General features: G+C 70.6%; 20 protein-coding genes. 14 read left to right on the top strand and 6 right to left on the bottom strand.

From position 1 onward, the window contains the following. The first annotated feature begins 322 nt into the window (after positions 1-322). On the top strand, positions 323-787 hold the full coding sequence (locus C1I97_RS01770) for a hypothetical protein (RefSeq protein ID WP_111001437.1): 465 nt from the start codon (positions 323-325) through the stop codon (positions 785-787). Between the two features lie 299 nt (positions 788-1,086). Here the strand turns inward: C1I97_RS01770 and C1I97_RS01765 are convergent, their stop codons facing one another. Beyond that, entirely contained in the window at positions 1,087-1,602 is a 516-nt protein-coding gene (locus C1I97_RS01765) for an NUDIX domain-containing protein (RefSeq protein ID WP_111001436.1), read from the bottom strand. Then, entirely contained in the window at positions 1,599-2,234 is a 636-nt protein-coding gene (locus C1I97_RS40925) for a helix-turn-helix domain-containing protein (RefSeq protein WP_258382375.1), read from the bottom strand. The genes C1I97_RS01765 and C1I97_RS40925 overlap by 4 nt, the downstream gene beginning before the upstream one ends. Between C1I97_RS40925 and C1I97_RS01755 the strand changes: the two genes are divergently transcribed. The 3 genes from C1I97_RS01755 (at position 2,205) to C1I97_RS40575 (ending at position 5,206) form a co-directional block, all read left to right on the top strand. Next, positions 2,205-2,903 (top strand): hypothetical protein, encoded by a 699-nt coding sequence (locus C1I97_RS01755; protein WP_258382374.1) that lies wholly within the window; start codon positions 2,205-2,207, stop codon positions 2,901-2,903. The genes C1I97_RS40925 and C1I97_RS01755 overlap by 30 nt on opposite strands. Positions 2,904-3,291: 388 nt before the next feature. Continuing rightward, entirely contained in the window at positions 3,292-5,058 is a 1,767-nt protein-coding gene (locus C1I97_RS01750) for a sodium:solute symporter family protein (protein WP_111001444.1), read from the top strand. 16 nt (positions 5,059-5,074) lie between these two features. Beyond that, entirely contained in the window at positions 5,075-5,206 is a 132-nt protein-coding gene (locus tag C1I97_RS40575) for a putative transporter small subunit (RefSeq protein ID WP_220040769.1), read from the top strand. A gap of 83 nt (positions 5,207-5,289) precedes the next feature. On the opposite strand, the gene C1I97_RS01745 is transcribed toward C1I97_RS40575, so the two are convergent. The 3 genes from C1I97_RS01745 to phoU form a co-directional block, all read right to left on the bottom strand. Next, the gene (locus tag C1I97_RS01745) at positions 5,290-5,835 is read right to left on the bottom strand and encodes a lamin tail domain-containing protein (protein WP_258382373.1); all 546 of its coding nucleotides are present in this window, start codon (positions 5,833-5,835) and stop codon (positions 5,290-5,292) included. Between the two features lie 471 nt (positions 5,836-6,306). After that, positions 6,307-6,462, bottom strand: a complete 156-nt coding sequence (locus C1I97_RS39570) for a hypothetical protein (RefSeq protein ID WP_181446518.1) — start codon at positions 6,460-6,462, stop codon at positions 6,307-6,309. Between the two features lie 191 nt (positions 6,463-6,653). Further along, the gene (phoU, locus tag C1I97_RS01740; protein WP_111001434.1) at positions 6,654-7,346 is read right to left on the bottom strand and encodes a phosphate signaling complex protein PhoU; all 693 of its coding nucleotides are present in this window, start codon (positions 7,344-7,346) and stop codon (positions 6,654-6,656) included. Positions 7,347-7,548: 202 nt separating this feature from the next. On the opposite strand from phoU, the gene C1I97_RS01735 reads away from it, so the two are divergent. From C1I97_RS01735 to C1I97_RS01725, 3 genes are all read left to right on the top strand, one after another. Beyond that, the gene (locus tag C1I97_RS01735) at positions 7,549-8,832 is read left to right on the top strand and encodes a sensor histidine kinase (protein ID WP_111001433.1); all 1,284 of its coding nucleotides are present in this window, start codon (positions 7,549-7,551) and stop codon (positions 8,830-8,832) included. Continuing rightward, positions 8,829-9,509: a response regulator transcription factor gene (locus tag C1I97_RS01730; protein ID WP_076087010.1), complete on the top strand. Its 681-nt coding sequence runs from the start codon at positions 8,829-8,831 to the stop codon at positions 9,507-9,509. The genes C1I97_RS01735 and C1I97_RS01730 overlap by 4 nt, the downstream gene beginning before the upstream one ends. An 85-nt stretch (positions 9,510-9,594) precedes the next feature. Further along, positions 9,595-9,714: a winged helix-turn-helix domain-containing protein gene (locus C1I97_RS01725; protein ID WP_441349076.1), complete on the top strand. Its 120-nt coding sequence runs from the start codon at positions 9,595-9,597 to the stop codon at positions 9,712-9,714. Positions 9,715-9,802: 88 nt separating this feature from the next. Here C1I97_RS01725 and C1I97_RS01720 read toward each other — a convergent pair whose 3' ends face one another. Next, positions 9,803-10,447 (bottom strand): DUF461 domain-containing protein, encoded by a 645-nt coding sequence (locus C1I97_RS01720; RefSeq protein WP_111001432.1) that lies wholly within the window; start codon positions 10,445-10,447, stop codon positions 9,803-9,805. Between the two features lie 672 nt (positions 10,448-11,119). Between C1I97_RS01720 and C1I97_RS01710 the strand changes: the two genes are divergently transcribed. From C1I97_RS01710 to C1I97_RS01680, 7 genes are all read left to right on the top strand, one after another. Next, on the top strand, positions 11,120-11,602 hold the full coding sequence (locus tag C1I97_RS01710; protein ID WP_003953493.1) for a CarD family transcriptional regulator: 483 nt from the start codon (positions 11,120-11,122) through the stop codon (positions 11,600-11,602). Between the two features lie 307 nt (positions 11,603-11,909). Further along, positions 11,910-12,668 (top strand): 2-C-methyl-D-erythritol 4-phosphate cytidylyltransferase, encoded by a 759-nt coding sequence (gene ispD, locus C1I97_RS01705; RefSeq protein WP_111001431.1) that lies wholly within the window; start codon positions 11,910-11,912, stop codon positions 12,666-12,668. After that, positions 12,658-13,152 carry a 2-C-methyl-D-erythritol 2,4-cyclodiphosphate synthase gene (gene ispF, locus C1I97_RS01700; RefSeq protein WP_111001430.1) on the top strand — a complete coding sequence of 165 codons (495 nt, stop codon included), beginning with the start codon at positions 12,658-12,660 and terminating at the stop codon, positions 13,150-13,152. Before ispD ends, ispF begins: the two co-directional genes overlap by 11 nt. A gap of 57 nt (positions 13,153-13,209) precedes the next feature. Beyond that, the gene (locus C1I97_RS01695; protein WP_111001429.1) at positions 13,210-13,614 is read left to right on the top strand and encodes a PPOX class F420-dependent oxidoreductase; all 405 of its coding nucleotides are present in this window, start codon (positions 13,210-13,212) and stop codon (positions 13,612-13,614) included. Between the two features lie 232 nt (positions 13,615-13,846). Further along, positions 13,847-15,247 carry a cysteine--tRNA ligase gene (gene cysS / locus C1I97_RS01690; RefSeq protein WP_111001442.1) on the top strand — a complete coding sequence of 467 codons (1,401 nt, stop codon included), beginning with the start codon at positions 13,847-13,849 and terminating at the stop codon, positions 15,245-15,247. A gap of 130 nt (positions 15,248-15,377) precedes the next feature. Then, entirely contained in the window at positions 15,378-16,322 is a 945-nt protein-coding gene (rlmB, locus tag C1I97_RS01685; RefSeq protein ID WP_111001428.1) for a 23S rRNA (guanosine(2251)-2'-O)-methyltransferase RlmB, read from the top strand. Positions 16,323-16,405: 83 nt separating this feature from the next. Continuing rightward, on the top strand, positions 16,406-18,256 hold the full coding sequence (locus C1I97_RS01680; protein WP_258382372.1) for a DoxX family protein: 1,851 nt from the start codon (positions 16,406-16,408) through the stop codon (positions 18,254-18,256). The last annotated feature ends 116 nt before the right edge of the window (positions 18,257-18,372 follow it).

The raw sequence follows: 18,372 nt of genomic DNA, 5'->3' as shown, positions 1-18,372 counted from the left end.
CGCCCCAGGTGGCCACCGTCTGCTCGTCGCGTTCGGTGGCCCGGTGCACCGGCAGGGGCGGCGGGCGGGTGTCCCTGGTCAGGGTGGTGTGCTGCTTCTGCGGAGTCAGCGGGCGGGTCGGTGTGTCGAATACGTATCAACGTTCTCGGCCAGGGACGCCGACGGCAATGACGGCAACGCTGACGGCAACGAGCTTGGACGACGTGGACGTTCGCAGCAGGCGAGAGGCACCCCGGCCCAAGGCCGATCACCGGCCCGAGTTGCTTCGGGACGAAGAGCGGTCGTGCTGGATGTGTGTCGGCGTGCACCGTCCTGACGGAGTGTGTTTGCCGTTGGCGCGAGCGGCAACGCGAAGTACATGAGTCAATCGAACCGCGGCACGCATCAAGATTCCGTATCCGAGCGGAGTGCATCTGCCAAGGCCCGGCGGGTCACGGCGAAGGCGACTGCTCCCGCGTCGCAGGTGGCGGACAAGGCAGCCGAGAAGTCCGGTGACGTGGCGTCAGCAGCCGTGGATGCGGCCGGGCGTACGGCCGGGATGAGCACCGCGGTCGTGCACAGCGCGGCCGAGCGTGTCCAAGCCGGCCGCCAAGTCGTCATCGCCGCCTCGGGACAGGCCGTGGCCTTCGCCAAGACGGCATGGACGTTGATCGCCCATCGAAAGCTCCTCGCCGCCGGTGTGGGTGCGGGCTTGTCAGCGTTGGGTGCCACGTCATACCTGGCGGGTCGCCGCGCGGGGCGCCGCACGCACGGTCCGATCACCCGCCTGACCGGCGGGCGGATCTGAGGCGAGAGGCGGGCCCGTCACTCGTAGCGGGGCCGCCGCGCGATATCACAACTCGGTTGAAACATGAGGCCGGTGTCTGCCCGAGTATCTGAGCGCGGCACCGTCGAGCAGGCTGGCGCCTTCTGCCACTGGACGGCGACCTGGATGTGGACGCCGAGCATCCGGGCGAGGATCACGCGCATGTGCGGGAGCCGTACTCAGGGAAAGAAGAAGTGCCCTGAGTCTTGAGCCCTCTGTCTGCGGTTTCGTTGCGGGTAGAGGGCTCATTGCTGTGTTGGGTCTTCGAGGAGCTGAGACTGTCAGGGCAGTGCCGTACGGCCATCGTGCAGGTATGCCGTGCTTCCGTCCTGCAATGCCCGGACAGCTACCTGGAACCGGTTGGCGAGACGCTCGCGGAGCATCGTCGAGGCCGTGCCGAGCGGGACGAACCTCACTTCCGACAGTTCGCTGTCGTGGGGATGCATCGCGGCGGACGTCTCGTCGTCGAGGGTGCCTGCGTCGAAGATGAAGGAGAGCTGGTCGTCCCACGGGCCGTGCGAGGACACCCAGTCGACGACCAGTAGGGAACGCAGGGCGATGAGCAGACCCAGTTCCTCTTTCACCTCGCGGATCGCCGCGACATGGGGTGGCTCGTTGGCCTCGGCCATGTCGCCGGGCAGGTCCCACCCCGGCTTGTACGTGGGGTTGACCAGGAGGACGCGGCCGGAGCTGTCCCGGATCAGAACGTCTGCGGCGACACGCTTGCGGACCTGGGTGGCATTGCCCTCGGCGAGGTAGGCGTTCCAAGCGTCTGGATCGGCGGGCGTGGGCCTCATGAGCGGCTGCCCTCCACGGGCGTGAGGATGTCTGCCAGCAGCAGTATTCTCGCCCGTTTGGCCTGGTCGAGCCGGGCCAGGAGGTCGCGCACGGGGCGGTATGCCCTGTGTGGTTCCAGCCGGATTCGCAGGTCGTCGAGTTGGTGCATGACCCGGACAGAGCCGAGAGTGGGGGCGGTCGTGGTCAACAGCTCGTCGCCGACGTTCACGGCGGCATCCAGGTCCTCGCGGTGGATGTGGAGGCCGGCCAGTGCGATGCGGCTCAGGGCAAGGGAACGTGCTCGACCTGCCTCACGGAGGCTCACGGCACGTTCGGCATGCTCGACTGCACTGTCGTACCGCTTCATGTCCCGCAGGACGAGCGCCGATTCACTGGCCAGCGCGGCGGCGTCGAAGGGACTGACCCACGGATGTGCCGGGCCGGCCTCCTTGACCGCTGGGCGGCGGGCGAGGCCCAACAGGTGTCCGGGGATGTGGAAGGCATCCGCGACCTGTTCGAAGATCGAGAGTTTTTCCACCCGGCTGCGGCCGTTCATGTAGTCGTAGAGTCGCCCCTGGGTGATGTCGGCGGCTGCCGCGATACGGCGCGTACTGATTCCGCGGTGGTTGAGCAGCCGGAACAGGCCGCCCATCGGGCCCGGACCGCACTCGGACAGGCCGGCTACGCCCCTGGCCTGGTTGTAGGCGACGGCCTGGCCGGCTACAGGAAAGGAGCGCCGTACGACCGGCTCATCGCCACCTGTGGCGTCCTCGCCGTCCCCCACGCCTGGCTGGAGCAGACCCGGCCCGGCGGTCTGATCCTCGCCACGCTGTGCGGCTGGATGTACGCCTCCGAACTGGCCCGCCTGACCGTCCACCCCGATGGCACGGCCACCGGCACCTTCCTGGGCGGCCAGATCTCCTTCATGCTCGCCCGCCCGCACACGCCACCCCCGCTCGGCACGCTTCCCGACCTCGACCTCGGCGACGAACGCCCCACCCCGCTGCGCGGTACCGACCTGGACGACTGGAACACCCGTTTCGTTGCTCAGCTGGCCGCCCCTGGAACCCAGAGGGTCACCCTCGTTCGAGGAGGTCGCACCGAACAGGTCCTCATCGACGTCGAGGCCGGCTCATGGGCAGCCCTCCGCCAGGACGAAGTGGACCGCCGGCTGGTCCGTCAAGGCGGGCCCGAGCCCCTCTGGGATGCAGTCGAAGAGCACGTCACACGGTGGCGGGCGGACGGCGCTCCCTCCCTGGAACGCTTCACGATCACCGTGGGCCCGGAGGGGCAGCACATCACGTGGCCGAGGACCGGATAACGGGTCACGTACTCGAAGAGATCGATGTCGCCGTTGCGCGTCGCACTTCTGATCTGTGAAGAAGGGGCTGCAAACGGGCAATGCGGGCGTGATCGGCCGGAGAGGGCGGTCGTTGAGCGTGCATGCGCTACCTGTAGGTCCTGCAAAACACAAGGTGTCACACTCGGTGACTTCAAGGTCGGCTGACAGTCATGACAGTTCAAAAAACTGTTAGGATGCCGAAAATTTGCGGACTCAAAGGGTCTGCCTTTTTGTGAACGCCCCCGGCTCCAGTGACGACGCCGCTGTTCCGGGGAGCCGGAGCCGTCTTCCCGCCGCCCATGACGCGCGGGACAGGACCGCGGGTCCCCGGCCGGTGCGCCGGGCGCCGCGGCTGATGCCGGGCTCCATGAGTCGTAAGGAGGTGGCGCGATTGCACGGGGTGGAAACAGCCCGGTTCGGCGCTGTGATGATCATTGGTCTGCTGGTCCTCTTCTACGGAGGGACCTTCCTGATCTCGACCCGCATCGGCAAGAAGGACGAGAACGCCGATGCGTACATGACCGGTGGTAACAACATCGGTTTCGGAATCTCCGCCGCCAGCATGACGGCGACCTGGATCTGGGCGGCCTCGATGTACGCGTCCGCGACGTCGGGGTACACCTACGGCATATCGGGGCCCATCCACTACGGGCTCTGGGGCGCCCTGATGATCCTCTTCATCTACCCCTTCGGCAAGCGCATCCGCTCCGTCGCCCCCAAGGCGCACACGCTGGCCGAAGTCATGTACGCGCGGCACGGCCGCTCCAGCCAGCTGATGCTCGCCGGCTCCAACGTCGTCGGCAGTCTCATCAGCCTGATGTCGAACTTCATCGCCGGCGGCGTGCTGATCTCGCTGCTGTCGCCGTTCAACTTCACCCAGGGCGTCTTCGCCGTGGCCGCGGGCGTGCTGCTCTACACCCTGTGGTCCGGTTTCCGCGCCTCCGTGCTGACCGACTTCATCCAGGTCGTCGCGATGCTCGGCGCGGTGGCCGTGATCGTTCCGGTCATCTTCTTCGCGGCCGGCTTCCCGGCGGCGTTCGAGACCGGCGCGCACCACCTGACCCCGCAGCAGGGCAACTTCTTCTCCAGCCACGCGTTCATGAACCAGGGCGCCCCCTACATCGCCGCGGTGCTGGCCTACGCCATCGGCAACCAGACCATCGCGCAGCGGCTCTTCGCGGTGAAGCAGAGCCTGATCAAGCCGACCTTCGTCACCGCGACCATCGGCTACGGCGCCATGGTGATCGGCGTCGGCATGCTCGGGGTGCTCGCCCTCTACATCGGCTTCGAGCCGACCGGCGGCGACCTGAACAACCTCATCCCCGAGATGGCCGCCACCTACCTGTCGCCCGCGCTGCTGGTGGTGTTCTTCATCATGATCGTCGGTGCGCTGTCCTCCACCGCGGACGCCGACCTCTGCGCCCTCTCCTCGATCACGATGACCGACATCTACGGCCAGGGGGTGGCCGGCAAGGAGAAGGCCAACCCCAGGACGATGCTGCTGGTCGGACGCATCACGATGGTGCTGGCGACCGCGGCGGCCGTGGCCTTCGCCAGCCTCCGCCTGAACATCCTCGATCTGCTGGTGTTCGTCGGCGCGCTGTGGGGCGCCCTCGTCTTCCCGGTGCTGGCCAGCTTCTACTGGGAGAAGGTCACCAGCAGGGCGTTCACCACCTCGGTGCTCGCGGCGCTCGCGGTGTTCCTGCCGGTCCGCTTCAGCTGGATCCCCACGGACGGCGCCTTCGGCATCCTCGTGGACGTCCTGGCGGTCATCGGCATCGGCGTCGTCCTCGGTCTGATGGTGTTCGGCTTCCTGGGCGCCAGGCCGGCGAAGATCGTCGGTGTGCTGGCCGCAGTGGTGTCCGCGCCGTTCGCCATCGGGTCCCTGCACGAGTACGCGACGCTGAGCGGCTCCCTGGTGGCCTACTCCGTGAGCACCGTCATCTGCTGGGCGATGTCCGTGGGCAACAACGAACGCTTCGACTTCGCCGTCATCGCCCAGTGCACCGGTGACTTCGACGACGGTTCCGCGCGGGTGTCCGCCGGCACCGACGGCGACGGCGGCAGGGCGGGTGTCCCGCGGCCGGCGGGGGGCGTCCACGACGAACCCGACCTTGCCGCAAGCAGCAAGTGAAGAAAGAGGAGGCCCGGTGACCACCTTCGCTCTGAGCGTGTACGTCCTGATGTGGCCCGCCATCGTGGCCGCTGTCCTGTTCGTGATCAGCCGTGGGTTCTTCCGCGAGTGGGTCGAGGCCCGCCGCAACGGAGAGCGCCTGATCTGAGCCCGGTCGCTGATCGAAAAGACGGAAGAGCCCCCCTTCGCGGTTGTCCCGCGGAGAGGGGCCTTCTGCCGAGGTGTGCCGGGTCAGCGGTGGTCGGTGCGGTGGTGACCCTCGTTGCGGTGGTCGTTACGGCGGTCGTCGCGGTGGTCGCGGCGGTCGTCGTGGCGACCGTTGCGGCGGTCGTCGTGGCGGTCGTTGCCCCACTTGAGGGTGTCCACGACGCGGCCGCGCTCATTGCGCAGGGTGGCGGTGTCGCGGCGGTCCCAGACCTGGTTGCGGCGGTCCTGGTAGAGGTCCCGACGGGTGTCGCGGCCCACTCCGGTGTGGACGCGGACCGTCGAGCGGCCGTCGAGGCGGTAGTGGCGGAACGTGTACCTGTGGCCGTGCTGGTCGGACAGCGTCCACCCGCTCATGTTGACGCTGTGGTGGCTGTTGTTGGTGATGGCCACCCACTCCTGGTTCAGGGCGCGGTGGGAGCGGTGGTCGCGGCCGGAGTCGAGGTGCACGTTGCTGATCACCACGTTCTCGCGATGGCGCGGGGCGTGGTCGGCGGCGGACGCCGGCAGCACCACCGTCCCGACCAGGGCTCCGGCCGCGGCGACGGCGGCGGCCAGACGACGGACGGTCACAGAAACGGAAACGGTCACAGGCTCTCCCTGCTTGGTGCGAGCACGCCCCGCCCGCCGCGGCGAGCCGCGCGGGAGGGCGTGCGCTGTGCGGGTGGCGGCCGGCTGGCCGCGCCTCCACAGACTGTCCGCTCATTCCGGGACATGTACGCAATCTCCGGGCGGTGTTACGAACCATCCATATTTCCGTGACTCTTGCCTGTAATGGCCATTCAGGCACCGAATGCGTGTGGTTGACGGAAAGTCAGCACGGTCAGCCCTTGCGGGCGTTGGCCTCCCGTGCCCGCACGCCAGGGTGCGCCACCCCTGCCGCTCTCCGGCCGTCACCCGTGAGTGGGTAACGGCGGCGGCCGGGCGCACGGCGTACCCGGTGCACACGGCGCAGGGCCCTGGTTCTCCACCAGGGCCCTGCGACGCACCGCGGTCACGTACCGCCGTGTATACCGATGTACCGATGTGACGAGTTACGCCCCGTCAGCCGCACTGGCAGGGGCCGCCCGACTGGCAGCCGCAGCCGCAGCCCGAGCCGCAGCCGCAGGCGCCGAAGAGCGGCAGGCTCTTGATCTCGGCGGGCTGCTCGGTCTCGCGCTCCTGCGTGGGGTCGGGCGTGATGCCGGGGGATTCGGACATGGGTCCCTCCTCGAGGCTGGTGCCTTTGCCCATTTCATGCCCGCCGCACTGGGCGCATCAACGGCGCACAGTGGCTCGTGCGCGCCCTGGCGTCAGCCCTTCGCGCCGGTCCCGGACGGTGACGCGCCGGACGGTCACGAGCGGGACGGTCACGCGCCGGCCGCCGCACGGCCCCACCGCCGCACCGGCCCTCACACGCCCTCCGCCCCCGTCACCGGCTGGATGTCCTGCTGCTGCAGCTCGTCCGCGTGCTCACCCGTCACCAGGTACACCACCCGCTTCGCCACCGCCACCGCGTGGTCGGCGTAGCGCTCGTAGTAGCGGCCGAGCAGGGTGACGTCCACCGCCGTCTCGATGCCGTGCTTCCAGCGGTCGTCGATCAGGTGGGTGAAGAGGGTGCGGTGCAGCAGGTCCATCTCGTCGTCGTCCTGCTCCAGCTGCATCGCCAGGTCGACGTCCTTGGTCACGATCACCTCGGCCGCCTTCGCCATCAGGCGCTGCGCGAGCTGGCCCATCTCCAGGATGGTGGCGTGCAGGTCCTGCGGGACCGCGCGCTCGGGGAAGCGCAGCCGGGCGAGCTTGGCCACGTGCTGGGCGAGGTCGCCCGAGCGCTCCAGGTCGGCGGACATCCGCAGGGAGGTGACGACGATCCTCAGGTCCGTCGCCACCGGCTGCTGGCGGGCCAGCAGGGCGATGGCCCGTGCCTCCAGGTCGTGCTGGAGGTCGTCGACCTTCTGATCGCCCTCGATCACGCTCTCGGCCAGCTTCAGATCGGCGTCGAGCATGGCGGTCGTGGCGCGCCCGATCGCCGACCCGACCAGCCGGGCCATCTCCACCAGACCGTCGCCGATCGAGTCGAGTTCCTCGTGGTACGCGTCCCGCATCAGGGTTCCCTCTCGTATGTGTTCTTCGGGGGTTCGTAAGGGGGCTCGTACCCCACGCTCTCAACGTTCCGGGCCCAACGCGTCCGTTTCCGTCACCCCAAATGAACCATCACTGGCCCCGAGGTGAACTCTGGGCGACGAGTGTTCGAGCTCGCACCCGGACGGCTGTGGGCATGTCGTACCCCGTGCCTAACCTGGACGCATGGACCTGAACGCGGCGGTCGCCGCAGCGGCAGCGATCGCCGGAGTGCTCACCGGCGTCATCGCCATGCTGGCGTTCCGCTGGAGCGAGCGCGAGCAGAAAAGCGCGACTCGCGCCGCCCTGCACACCGAACCGGTGCTTCCACCGGGTGTGGACACCGTCCTGTCCGTCCTGCGCTCCTCCGCCGTCGTCCTCGACGAGACCGACACCGTGGTCAAGGCCAGCTCCGCAGCGTACGCCCTCGGGCTGGTCCGCGGCGGCGAGCTCTCCGTGGAGCCGATGCTCCAGATGGCCCGGGACACCAGGAGGGACGGGGAGATACGGCAGATCGAGCTGGACCTTCCCCGGCGCGGCACCGGACGCGGCGAGGCCCTCGCCGTCTCCGCGCGCGTCGCGCCGCTGGGCTCCCGCCTGATCCTGCTGCTCGTCGAGGACCTCACCGAGGCCCGCCGTATCGAAGCCGTACGACGCGACTTCGTCGCCAACGTCAGCCACGAGCTGAAGACGCCCGTCGGCGCGCTCTCCCTCCTCTCCGAGGCCGTGATGGACGCCTCCGACGACCCCGAGGCCGTGGAGCGTTTCGCCGGGCGCATGCAGATCGAGGCGACCCGGCTGACCAACCTGGTGCAGGAGCTCATCGACCTGTCCCGGGTGCAGAACGACGACCCGCTGGAGGACGCCGAGCCCGTCCGTGTGGACCAGCTGGTCGCCGAGGCCATCGACCGCTGCCGCCACCAGGCCGGCACCAAGCAGATCACCATGGCCACCGGAGGTACCGCCGACCTGCGGGTGTGGGGCAACCGCGGCCAGCTCGCCGCCGCCCTCGGCAACCTCGTGGAGAACGCCGTCAACTACTCCCCGGCCCGCACCCGCGTCGGCATCGCCGCCCGCCGGGTGGACGCGCCCGGCGGGGACGTGATCGAGGTCGCCGTCACCGACCAGGGCATCGGCATCTCCGACAAGGACAAGGAGCGTATATTCGAGCGCTTCTACCGCGTCGACCCGGCCCGCTCACGCGCCACGGGGGGCACCGGCCTGGGCCTGGCGATCGTGAAGCACGTGGTCGCCTCGCACGGCGGGGAGATCACGGTGTGGAGCGCCGAGGGACAGGGGTCCACCTTCACCCTGCGGCTGCCGGAGGCGGCCGCGGCCCGCGAGGCCCGTGACCGGGACCGCGAACGGGACCACGCACAGCAGTACCCCGTCCTCCACGAGGAGGCCGGGCGGTCCAGGACCGAACCAACCCCTTACGAACCGCTTCCCGCCCCGGAGGTCCTTCCGTGACCCGAGTGCTCGTCGTCGAGGACGAGGAGTCCTTCTCCGACGCCCTGTCGTACATGCTCCGCAAGGAGGGCTTCGAGGTCGCCGTCGCGGCCACCGGGCCCGACGGACTCGACGAGTTCGAGCGCAACGGCGCCGACCTCGTCCTCCTCGACCTGATGCTGCCGGGCCTGCCCGGCACGGAGGTGTGCCGCCAGCTGCGCGGCCGCTCCAACGTCCCCGTGATCATGGTGACCGCCAAGGACAGTGAGATCGACAAGGTCGTCGGCCTGGAGATAGGCGCGGACGACTACGTCACCAAGCCGTTCTCCTCGCGCGAGCTGGTGGCCCGTATCCGCGCGGTGCTGCGCCGGCGCGGCGAGCCCGAGGAGGTCGCCCCGGCCGCGCTGGAGGCCGGCCCGGTCCGCATGGACGTCGACCGGCACGTCGTGACCGTCTCCGGCTCCAAGGTCGACCTGCCGCTGAAGGAGTTCGACCTGTTGGAGATGCTGCTGCGCAACGCCGGACGTGTGCTGACCCGTATGCAGCTCATCGACCGCGTCTGGGGCGCCGACTACGTGGGCGACACCAAGACCCTCGACGTCCACGTCAAGCGGCTGCGTGCCAAGATCGAGCCGGACCCGGGCGCGCCGCGGTACCTGGTGACGGTCCGGGGGCTGGGTTACAAGTTCGAGCCGTGAGCGGTGCCGGTGGTTCGGTGGTCCCGGGCCGCCGGGCGGAGTCCGGCGCAGCACGTCGAAGCCCGCGCAGCGGTGCGAGGAGTGCGTGGGGGAGGGGTCCCTCGACGTCCACGTCAAGCGGCTGCGTGCCAAGATCGAGCCGGACCCGGGCGCGCCGCGGTACCTGGTGACGGTCCGGGGGCTGGGTTACAAGTTCGAGCCGTAGGCCGGCCGGGCCGGGCGGCAAGGCTCCTACGGCAAGGGCGGCATCCTCCGCACGGAGGGTGCCGCCCTTGTGGCGTACGGCGCGGGTCTCAGTCGCCGGCCGCCGACTGGGAGGCCGAGTCGCTCGGGGCCGGGGTGGTGTCGCCGCCGGACGGCTTCGACTTGTCCGCCGAGGGCGACTTCGACTCCTCGTCCGCTCCGGAGCCGCCCGGGGCCGCCGGGGCGCTGCTCGGGCCCCACTTGTCGAAGTAGCCCTCGGCCGGGACGACGAAGGCGCGCAGGCTCACGTCACCGGTCTGGCTGAAGGTGAAGGTGACCTTCTGGGCGTTGCCGTCCTTCAGGCCGGGGCCGGGGCTGGGCAGCGCGGCGGAGGCGTTGCCCTCGCCGCCGATGACCACGGAGCCGTGTGCGGGGATGGTCAGCTTGCCCTGGCCCTGGGCGGGGGTGATCTGGGCGGTGCCGTTGCCCTCGACGCTGATCGCGTCCAGCGTCTGGGCGGCCTTGCCGTTGTTGAAGAGCGTCGCGGTGATCACGGCCGGGCCCTTGGTCTGGGTGCCGGGCTGGGTGACGACCACCGCGTTCTGGATCTTGATGTCGCCGACGCTCGCGGCCGCGTTGTCGGGCTTGATCTGGAGCGTCTGTGCATCGTTGCCGGCGGCGCACGCGGCGAGCGAGGCGATCGAGAACGCGAGGGCGGCGGCGGCGAGGGCGCCGCGTCGAAGGCTGCTGCTCACGGCGGCGGCAACTCCTTTAACGCAGGGGCGGCTCTGTGAACAAAGCCACCCTAAGTGTCTGTCGGCGGCCTTAGGTTATCGAGCCGTCCCAACGGGGCCGCACCCGACCCGCCCCTGTGCCTCCCGGGGCACGCGGACACCTGCCCGGCGGACCGCTCCCCGCGGCCGGGAATCCGGCCGCGGGGACAACCCGGCGCGGGCCGTCCGCATTGGCCGCGCCCCCGTCCGCCATTCACATAAGGGCCCGTCCGCATAGCCGGCCTCCGGCGTTGCGCGGATTTCCGGTGAAGGAATGCGCGCGGTGACGGGAATTGATCACCGGCCGTCCCGCCGGCCGATGTGACGAAGGCCGTGATCAATTCCGGATTCGGCCGGGACTCACCGGGACCGCACCGAACGGAGTAGCGGAAGTCGAGTGTCGGGAACCAGACAAATCGGGATGTTCGGCCGTTTGGACGGGCCGCCGGAAGTGTGTAACGTACGCGTTTCGCCCCGCGTGAAGAGCCCCTCCGACCTGCGAATACCCGCTTCCTCTTGACCCCCGTGACCCTTCCGAAGCACGTTCCTGTTGCTGTTGTCAAGCCCCGAGATATGCCCTGACCTGCGAAAACGCCATTCAGAAGACGCCGTATCCGTGTTACCCTGGATAGCCACGGAAGGGGTACCTGTCACATGACGTTCAAGGTTGGCGACACCGTGGTCTATCCCCATCACGGGGCCGCGCTGATCGAGGCCATCGAAACTCGCCAGATCAAAGGCGTGGACAAGACCTACTTGGTGCTGAAGGTCGCCCAGGGTGACCTGACGGTGCGTGTGCCAGCGGACAATGCGGAGTTCGTCGGCGTGCGTGATGTGGTCGGTCAGGACGGGCTGGACCGGGTCTTCGAGGTGCTGCGCGCTCCGTACGCCGAGGAGCCCACGAACTGGTCGCGTCGCTACAAGGCAAACCTGGAGAAGCTCGCCTCCGGCGATGTCATCAAGGTCGCGGAAGTCGTGCGCGACCTGTGGCGTCGCGAGCGCGAGCGTGGACTCTCCGCCGGTGAGAAGCGCATGCTCGCCAAGGCCCGCCAGATCCTGGTGAGCGAGCTCGCCCTCGCGGAGAACACCAACGAGGACAAGGCCGAGGCCCTGCTCGACGAGGTCCTCGCCTCCTGACGCGAGGCGACCGCCACACCCGCCTCAGTTCAGCACAGTGAAATGCCGCGGTGCCCGATGACGCGATTCCCGTCGCCGGGCGCTGCGGCATGTCCATACCCGCGAGTGCCCACGCGTGGCATCCATGCCGTACGACGAGGGAAGAATCCCCCGATACTGTGTGCCGGGCCCGGACAGGGACTCGACCAGGGTCACGGAAGGGTCCGGTCAAGGCCTCGCGCCCGGCACTCCCCGCGCTCCACGAGCGGGGGCTACTACCCCCAGGCCATACCCACGCCGGGCCGGAACACAAACCTGACAGGAACCGATGTCTGACGATTCGCGCCCCTCGCCCACGGCCGGCCGGCCGGGAGTGCCCGTCGCCGCCGTGATCCCGGCCGCCGGCCGGGGCGTACGCCTCGGTCCGGGTGCCCCCAAGGCGCTGCGCACCCTGGGCGGCACGCCCATGCTCGTCCACGCGGTGCGGGCCATGGCCGCCTCCCGCGCCGTCTCCCTCGTCATCGTCGTCGCCCCGCCCGACGGCACCGCCGAGGTCAAGTCGCTCCTCGACGCCCACCCCCTGCCCGAGCGCACCGACGTCCTCGTCGTACCCGGCGGCGAGACCCGCCAGGAGTCCGTCGGGCTCGGCCTCGACGCGCTGCCGCCCGGCCACGAGATCGTCCTCGTGCACGACGCGGCCCGCCCGCTGGTACCGGTGGACACCGTGGACGCGGTCATCGAGGCCGTACGGGACGGAGCCGTCGCCGTCGTGCCGGCACTGCCGCTCGCGGACACCGTCAAGCAGGTCGAGCCCACGCCGGGCGGGCCCGAACCGGTCGTCGCCACGCCCGACCGGTCGCGGCTGCGCGCCGTACAGACCCCACAGGGCTTCGACCGGGCGACGCTGATCCGCGCCCACGAGACGGTCACCGACGACGTCACCGACGACGCGAGCATGGTCGAACAGCTCGGGGAGCCGGTCGTGACCGTGCCCGGCCACGAGGAGGCGTTCAAGGTCACCCGCCCACTGGACCTGATCCTCGCGGAGGCGGTCCTGGCCCGCCGGAGGCTCAACGATGGCTTCTGACGCACCCCTGCTGCCCCAGGTCGGCATCGGCACCGACATCCACGCCTTCGAGGACGGCCGCGAACTGTGGTGCGCGGGCCTGAAGTGGGAGGACGAGGGCCCCGGACTGGCCGGGCACTCCGACGCCGACGTCGTCGCGCACGCCGCGTGCAACGCGCTGTTCTCCGCCGCCGGCCTCGGCGACCTCGGACAGCACTTCGGTACCGGGCGCCCCGAATGGTCGGGCGCGTCCGGGGTCACGCTCCTGACGGAGGCCGCACGGATCGTCCGCGCGGCGGGCTTCCGGATCGGCAACGTCGCCGTACAGGTCGTCGGCCCCCGGCCGAAGATCGGCAAGCGGCGCGAGGAGGCCCAGAAGATCCTCTCCGAGGCGGCCGGCGCGCCGGTCACCGTCTCCGGCGCGACCACCGACGGGCTCGGCTTCCCCGGCCGGGGCGAGGGTCTGATGGCGGTGGCCACGGCGCTCGTGGTGCGGGTGAGCTGAGAGCGTGCGAGGGTACCCGCACAGGCCGCCACTGCCCCGGCTCACGGAGGTGCCCCCATGTCCGCCGCCCTGTCCGACCGGATCAAGTCACTGCTCGACGGCCCCGTCTTCGTCGTCGTCGGCACCATCCAGCCCGACGGCAGCCCGCAACTGTCCCCGGTCTGGGTGAAGCGGGACGGCGACGACCTCCTCATCTCCACCACCGCCGACCGCCGCAAGAAGCTGAACCTCGACCGCGACCCCCGCGTCAGCGTCGTCGTCCTGGACCCCGAGTCGCCCTACGAGTACGCCGAGATCCGCGGCACCGCCGAACTCACCACCGAGGGCGCCCGGGAACTCATCGACCAGCTGTCCCTGAAGTACACCGGCAAGAAGTACGCGGAGTTCAACCCGTCCTCGGCCCAGGACGCCGACCGGGTGGTGGTGCGGGTCCGGCCGGAGAAGGTCGCGGGGAGGCTGTAGGGCTGCCGGGTCCGGGTCGAGTGAAGTACGCCGCCTGCGGGCGGAGCCCGCTGTTGGACGGGGCAACCCCTCCTCGGCCCGGGACGCCGACCGGGTGGTGGTGCGGGTCCGGCCGGAGGAAGGTCGCCGGGAGGCTCTGACGGCCGGCCGGCGGCCGGTCGAGGTCACGCACGCGCGGCGGGTCCGCGGGAATGAGTGCGAGGCACTCCCCGCGGCCCACTACCCTGGAGGCGTGACTATTCGCCTGTACGACACCAACGCCCGGCAGATCCGTGACTTCACCCCGCTCAAGCCGGGCTGTGTCTCGATCTACCTGTGCGGTGCCACCGTGCAGGCGGCCCCGCACATCGGACACATCCGCTCGGGGCTGAACTTCGACATCATGCGCCGCTGGTTCACCTACCGCGGCTATGAGGTGACGTTCATCCGCAACGTCACCGACATCGACGACAAGATCATCGCCAAGGCGCACGAGCAGAACCGCCCCTGGTGGGCGATCGGCTACAACAACGAGCGCGCCTTCGACGACGGCTACGCCGCCCTCGGCTGCCTGCCCCCCACCTACGAGCCCCGCGCCACCGGCCACGTGCCGGAGATGGTCGAGATGATGCAGGGCCTCATCGAGCGCGGTCACGCCTACGCCGCCGACGGCAACGTCTACTTCGACGTGCGCTCCTTCCCCGGCTACCTGCAGCTGTCGCGGCAGGAGCTGGACAACCTCCAGCAGCCCTCCGGCGCCGGCGAGACCGGCAAGCGGGACCCGCGCGACTTCGCCATGTGGAAGGCGGCCAAGCCCGGCGAGCCCACCTGGCCCACCCCCTGGGGCGAGGGCCGGCCGGGCTGGCACCTGGAGTGCTCGGCCATGGCCCACAAGTACCTCGGCTCCGCCTTCGACATCCACGGCGGCGGCCTGGACCTGATCTTCCCGCACCACGAGAACGAGATCGCCCAGGCCAAGGCCTACGGCGACGACTTCGCCCAGTACTGGGTGCACAACGCCTGGGTGACCATGGCCGGCGACAAGATGTCCAAGTCGCTCGGCAACAGCGTGCTGGTCTCCGAGATGGTCAAGCACTGGCGGCCCATCGTGCTGCGCTACTACCTCGGCACCCCGCACTACCGCTCGATGATCGAGTACAGCGAGGAGTCGCTGCGCGAGGCCGAGTCCGCCTTCGCCCGCATCGAGGGCTTCATCCAGCGCGTGGTGGAGAAGGCCGGCCCGGTCGAGCCCGCCGACCAGGTCCCGCCCGCCTTCGCCGAGGCCATGGACGACGACCTCGGCGTCCCCCAGGCGCTCGCCGTCGTCCACACCACCGTCCGCCAGGGCAACAGCGCCCTCGCGGCCGACGACAAGGAAGCTGCCGTGGCCCGCCTCGCCGAGGTACGCGCCATGCTCGGCGTCCTCGGCCTCGACCCGCTCGACGAGCACTGGGCCGGCGAGAGCGGCGACCGCGGCGAAGACCTCCACGGCGTGGTCGACACCCTGGTCCGCATGGTCCTGGACCAGCGCGAGGCCGCCCGCGCCCGCAAGGACTGGCCCACCGCCGACGCCATCCGCGACCAGCTCAACCAGTCCGGCCTGGTCATCGAGGACAGCCCGGAGGGACCCCGCTGGAGCCTCGGCTCACGCTGAGCCCCGCGTGGGCACCGAAGACCGACTGTGCCGCCCGACCCCACGGGCGGCACACTCCATGGACGTACGCTTCATAGACGTCTTCATATTCACAGACGTACAGACGACGCTTTCAACAGACAGGTAGGTCATGGCCGGGAACAACCGCCGCATGTCCGGCAAGAAGGGCGCCCAGGTCGGCAGCGGCGGCAAGCGGCGCCGAGGCCTGGAGGGCAAGGGCCCCACACCCCCCGCCGAGATGCGCAAGGGCCACGCCAAGCAGCGCGCCGCACAGGCCAAGGCCCGCCGCGCCCAGGGCGGCCGCCCGCAGCAGCGGCGCGGCTCGGGCCGCTCCTCCTCCGAGTTCGTCGTCGGACGCAACCCGGTCGTCGAGGCGCTGCGCGAGGGCGTGCCCGCCTCCACGCTCTACGTCCAGCAGTTCATCGACAACGACGAGCGCGTGCGCGAGGCACTCCAGCTCGCGGCCGAACGCGGCGGCATCAACCTCATGGAGGCCCCGCGCCCCGAGCTCGACCGGATGACGAACGGGCTCAACCACCAGGGTCTCGTCCTCCAGGTCCCGCCCTACGAGTACGCCCACCCCGAGGACCTGGCCGACGCCGCCCACGACGCCGGCGAGGACCCGCTGATCGTCGCCCTCGACGGGGTGACCGACCCGCGCAACCTCGGCGCGGTCGTCCGCTCCGTCTCCGCCTTCGGCGGACACGGCGTGGTCGTTCCCGAACGGCGCGCGGCCGGCATGACCGCCGGTGCCTGGAAGACCTCCGCCGGCACGGCCGCCCGTACGCCCGTCGCCCGCGCCACCAACCTGACGCGCGCCCTGGAGACGTACCAGAAGGCGGGCATCACCGTCGTCGGCCTCGCCGCGGACGGCGACGTCGAACTCGGCGACCTGGACGCCCTGGAGGGCCCCGTCGTCATCGTCGTCGGCAGCGAGGGCAAGGGCCTGTCCCGGCTGGTCGGCGAGACCTGCGACCTGCGGGTGCGGATCCCGATGCCGGGCGGGGCGGAGTCGCTCAACGCCGGTGTGGCGGCCGGGATCGTGCTGTACGAGGCGGCGCGCAGGCGCGCGTGACCGGGCGCCCGGCACACCCTTGACGCGGTCCGGACAGATCCGACGCGTCAAGGCAGTGTCCTAACACCTCATCACTCGGTTAGATGAGTGTGGACACCAGAACACCCCGCACACCCACGGGGGACCGCTCGTCGGGGTACGACGACGCTCCCGCGCTGAGCATGGTGAAGGTGCCGAGCGATCCGGCGCAGGTCATCGTCAACAACGCCAGTTTCCGCGTGCAGTTGGGCGCCTCCTCACGGCGCACCCTGTTCCCGCGTACCGCCTGGCACCCGAGCGGCGCCCAGTACGCGGCCCGCACGCCCGCCGTCGGCACGGCGGGCCGGGCCGGGGCCGCCGCCCAACGCCGCCCGGTCGTCTGGAGCGGCAGGTCCGCACCCGACGACACCGGCGCCCACCGGCTGCTGCAGGCCGTACGCAGCGGAAGCGTCCAGTACGCCGACGAGACGCCCACCGACACCATGGCCACGCAGGTCGTCCCACGCCTCGGCACCACTCCGGGCTACGGCGCCGCCCCCTACGCCGATCTCGACGAGACCGTCGAGATCCCCGTCGTCGGCGCCCCGCGCCCGCCCGCACCCGGCGAGACCCGGCTGCTGCCGCACATGCGGACCGCGGGCAGCGCGTACGAGGAGCCGGCGTACGACCGTGCGGGGTACGGCGGCACCGGACACGGCGGCGCGGGGTACGGCCAACCGCCTTACGGCGAAGCAGACTTCACGGACGACCAGTACGCCGGACACGGGGAGTACGGCCAGTACCGCGAGTACGACGAGCACGGGGAGTACGGGGAGTACGGGGAACACGACGCGCAGGACGCGGCCGCCGAGTACGCGCGCCGGCCCGGCAGGCGGCACGCCGACGACCCCTCCCGGCACGCCTACTACCCCGGCCGCCGCATGAACCTCGGCGTCGTCCTGCTCCCGCTGCGCGTCTTCCTCGGCGGCATCACCGTCTACGCCGGCATGAGCAAGCTCTGCGACCCGCTCTACTTCGACGGCGGCACACGCGGCTCCATGGTCAAGTGGCTCAACTCCCTGCACCCCTGGGACGCCGCCGAACCACTGCGCCAGTTCGCCCTCCACCACCCCGTCGGCTCCGGACTCGCCATCGCCTTCCTCCAGGTCATCGTCGGAGTCCTCACGATCCTGGGCTGCTGGCAGCGGGTCGCCGCGGCGATCGGCGCGCTGCTGTCGGCCGCGCTCATCGTCACCGTCAGCTGGAAGACCGCCCCCGTCTACGACGCCCCGGACATCATCTACCTCGCCGCCTGGTCCCCGCTGATCATCGCCGGCGCCCCCGTCTACTCCGTCGACGGCCGCCTCGCCGCCCTCGCCTGGCGACGGCTCGGCCCACGCTCCGACATCTGGGAGCTGCGCCAGTTCGTCCTGCGCCGCGGCGCCCTGCTCACCGTCGTCGTCACCGGCCTCACCCTGCTGGTCGGCTCGACCCTGGGCGGTGCCGTACGCGACGCCGACCGCGTGGTCGTACCCGGACCCGGTGAAGCCCCGCGCAACGAACGGCCCGGCTCACCGCTGCCCCGGAAGCCGGGCGAACGGCAGCAGAGGCAGCCGTCGGCGCCCGCCTCGCCGGCCCGGCAGGACGGCTCCTCGGCAAGCCCGTCCGACGGCCCCTCCGTCACACCCGGCGAGACCCGCGGGAGCGGCACCGCGACCAGTGGCACACCCAGCGAGACCCAGGGCACCGGCCAGACCCCGCCGCGCCACTCCGCCCCGGCCCAGCAGGCACCCAGCACCAGCTCGGGCCCGACCTCCGGCGGCACCGCCACCGGCGGCAGCGGCAGCGGCAGCAGCGGCAGCGGCGGCTCCAGCGGCTCCAGCGGTTCCAGCGGTTCCAGCGGCAGCCCCGGAGGGTCCGGCAGTGGCAGCTCGTCCTCCGGCCAGCCGGGACTGGTGGGCGGCCTGCTGGGGTGACCGGCGCGGCGCCGGACCGCTGTCACGACGGCTCGCTGTCACGCCGACGGGGTCCCGCACAGCTCGTGTCGTCCGAGCGTGCGGGACCCCGTCGGCGTGCGCACCCGGATCGGGGC

The organism is Streptomyces sp. NTH33, from assembly GCF_003236365.1.
Lineage (GTDB): Bacteria > Actinomycetota > Actinomycetes > Streptomycetales > Streptomycetaceae > Streptomyces.
The sequence above is the reverse complement of the archived record's forward strand: the minus strand, read 5'-3'. Positions and strand labels throughout refer to the sequence as shown.

Excerpts from the sequence above, each read along its gene's own strand:
- phoU (WP_111001434.1), bottom strand. The coding sequence starts at position 7,346 with ATGCGGGACGCGTACCACGAGGAACTCGACTCGATCGGCGACGGTCTG.
- C1I97_RS01680 (WP_258382372.1), top strand. The coding sequence starts at position 16,406 with ATGAGTGTGGACACCAGAACACCCCGCACACCCACGGGGGACCGCTCG.
- ispF (WP_111001430.1), top strand. The coding sequence starts at position 12,658 with ATGGCTTCTGACGCACCCCTGCTGCCCCAGGTCGGCATCGGCACCGAC.
- C1I97_RS01750 (WP_111001444.1), top strand. The coding sequence starts at position 3,292 with ATGAGTCGTAAGGAGGTGGCGCGATTGCACGGGGTGGAAACAGCCCGG.
- C1I97_RS01765 (WP_111001436.1), bottom strand. The coding sequence starts at position 1,602 with ATGAGGCCCACGCCCGCCGATCCAGACGCTTGGAACGCCTACCTCGCC.
- ispD (WP_111001431.1), top strand. The coding sequence starts at position 11,910 with ATGTCTGACGATTCGCGCCCCTCGCCCACGGCCGGCCGGCCGGGAGTG.
- C1I97_RS01710 (WP_003953493.1), top strand. The coding sequence starts at position 11,120 with ATGACGTTCAAGGTTGGCGACACCGTGGTCTATCCCCATCACGGGGCC.
- C1I97_RS40925 (WP_258382375.1), bottom strand. The coding sequence starts at position 2,234 with ATGGGCGGCCTGTTCCGGCTGCTCAACCACCGCGGAATCAGTACGCGC.
- C1I97_RS01695 (WP_111001429.1), top strand. The coding sequence starts at position 13,210 with ATGTCCGCCGCCCTGTCCGACCGGATCAAGTCACTGCTCGACGGCCCC.
- rlmB (WP_111001428.1), top strand. The coding sequence starts at position 15,378 with ATGGCCGGGAACAACCGCCGCATGTCCGGCAAGAAGGGCGCCCAGGTC.
- C1I97_RS39570 (WP_181446518.1), bottom strand. The coding sequence starts at position 6,462 with ATGTCCGAATCCCCCGGCATCACGCCCGACCCCACGCAGGAGCGCGAG.
- C1I97_RS01735 (WP_111001433.1), top strand. The coding sequence starts at position 7,549 with ATGGACCTGAACGCGGCGGTCGCCGCAGCGGCAGCGATCGCCGGAGTG.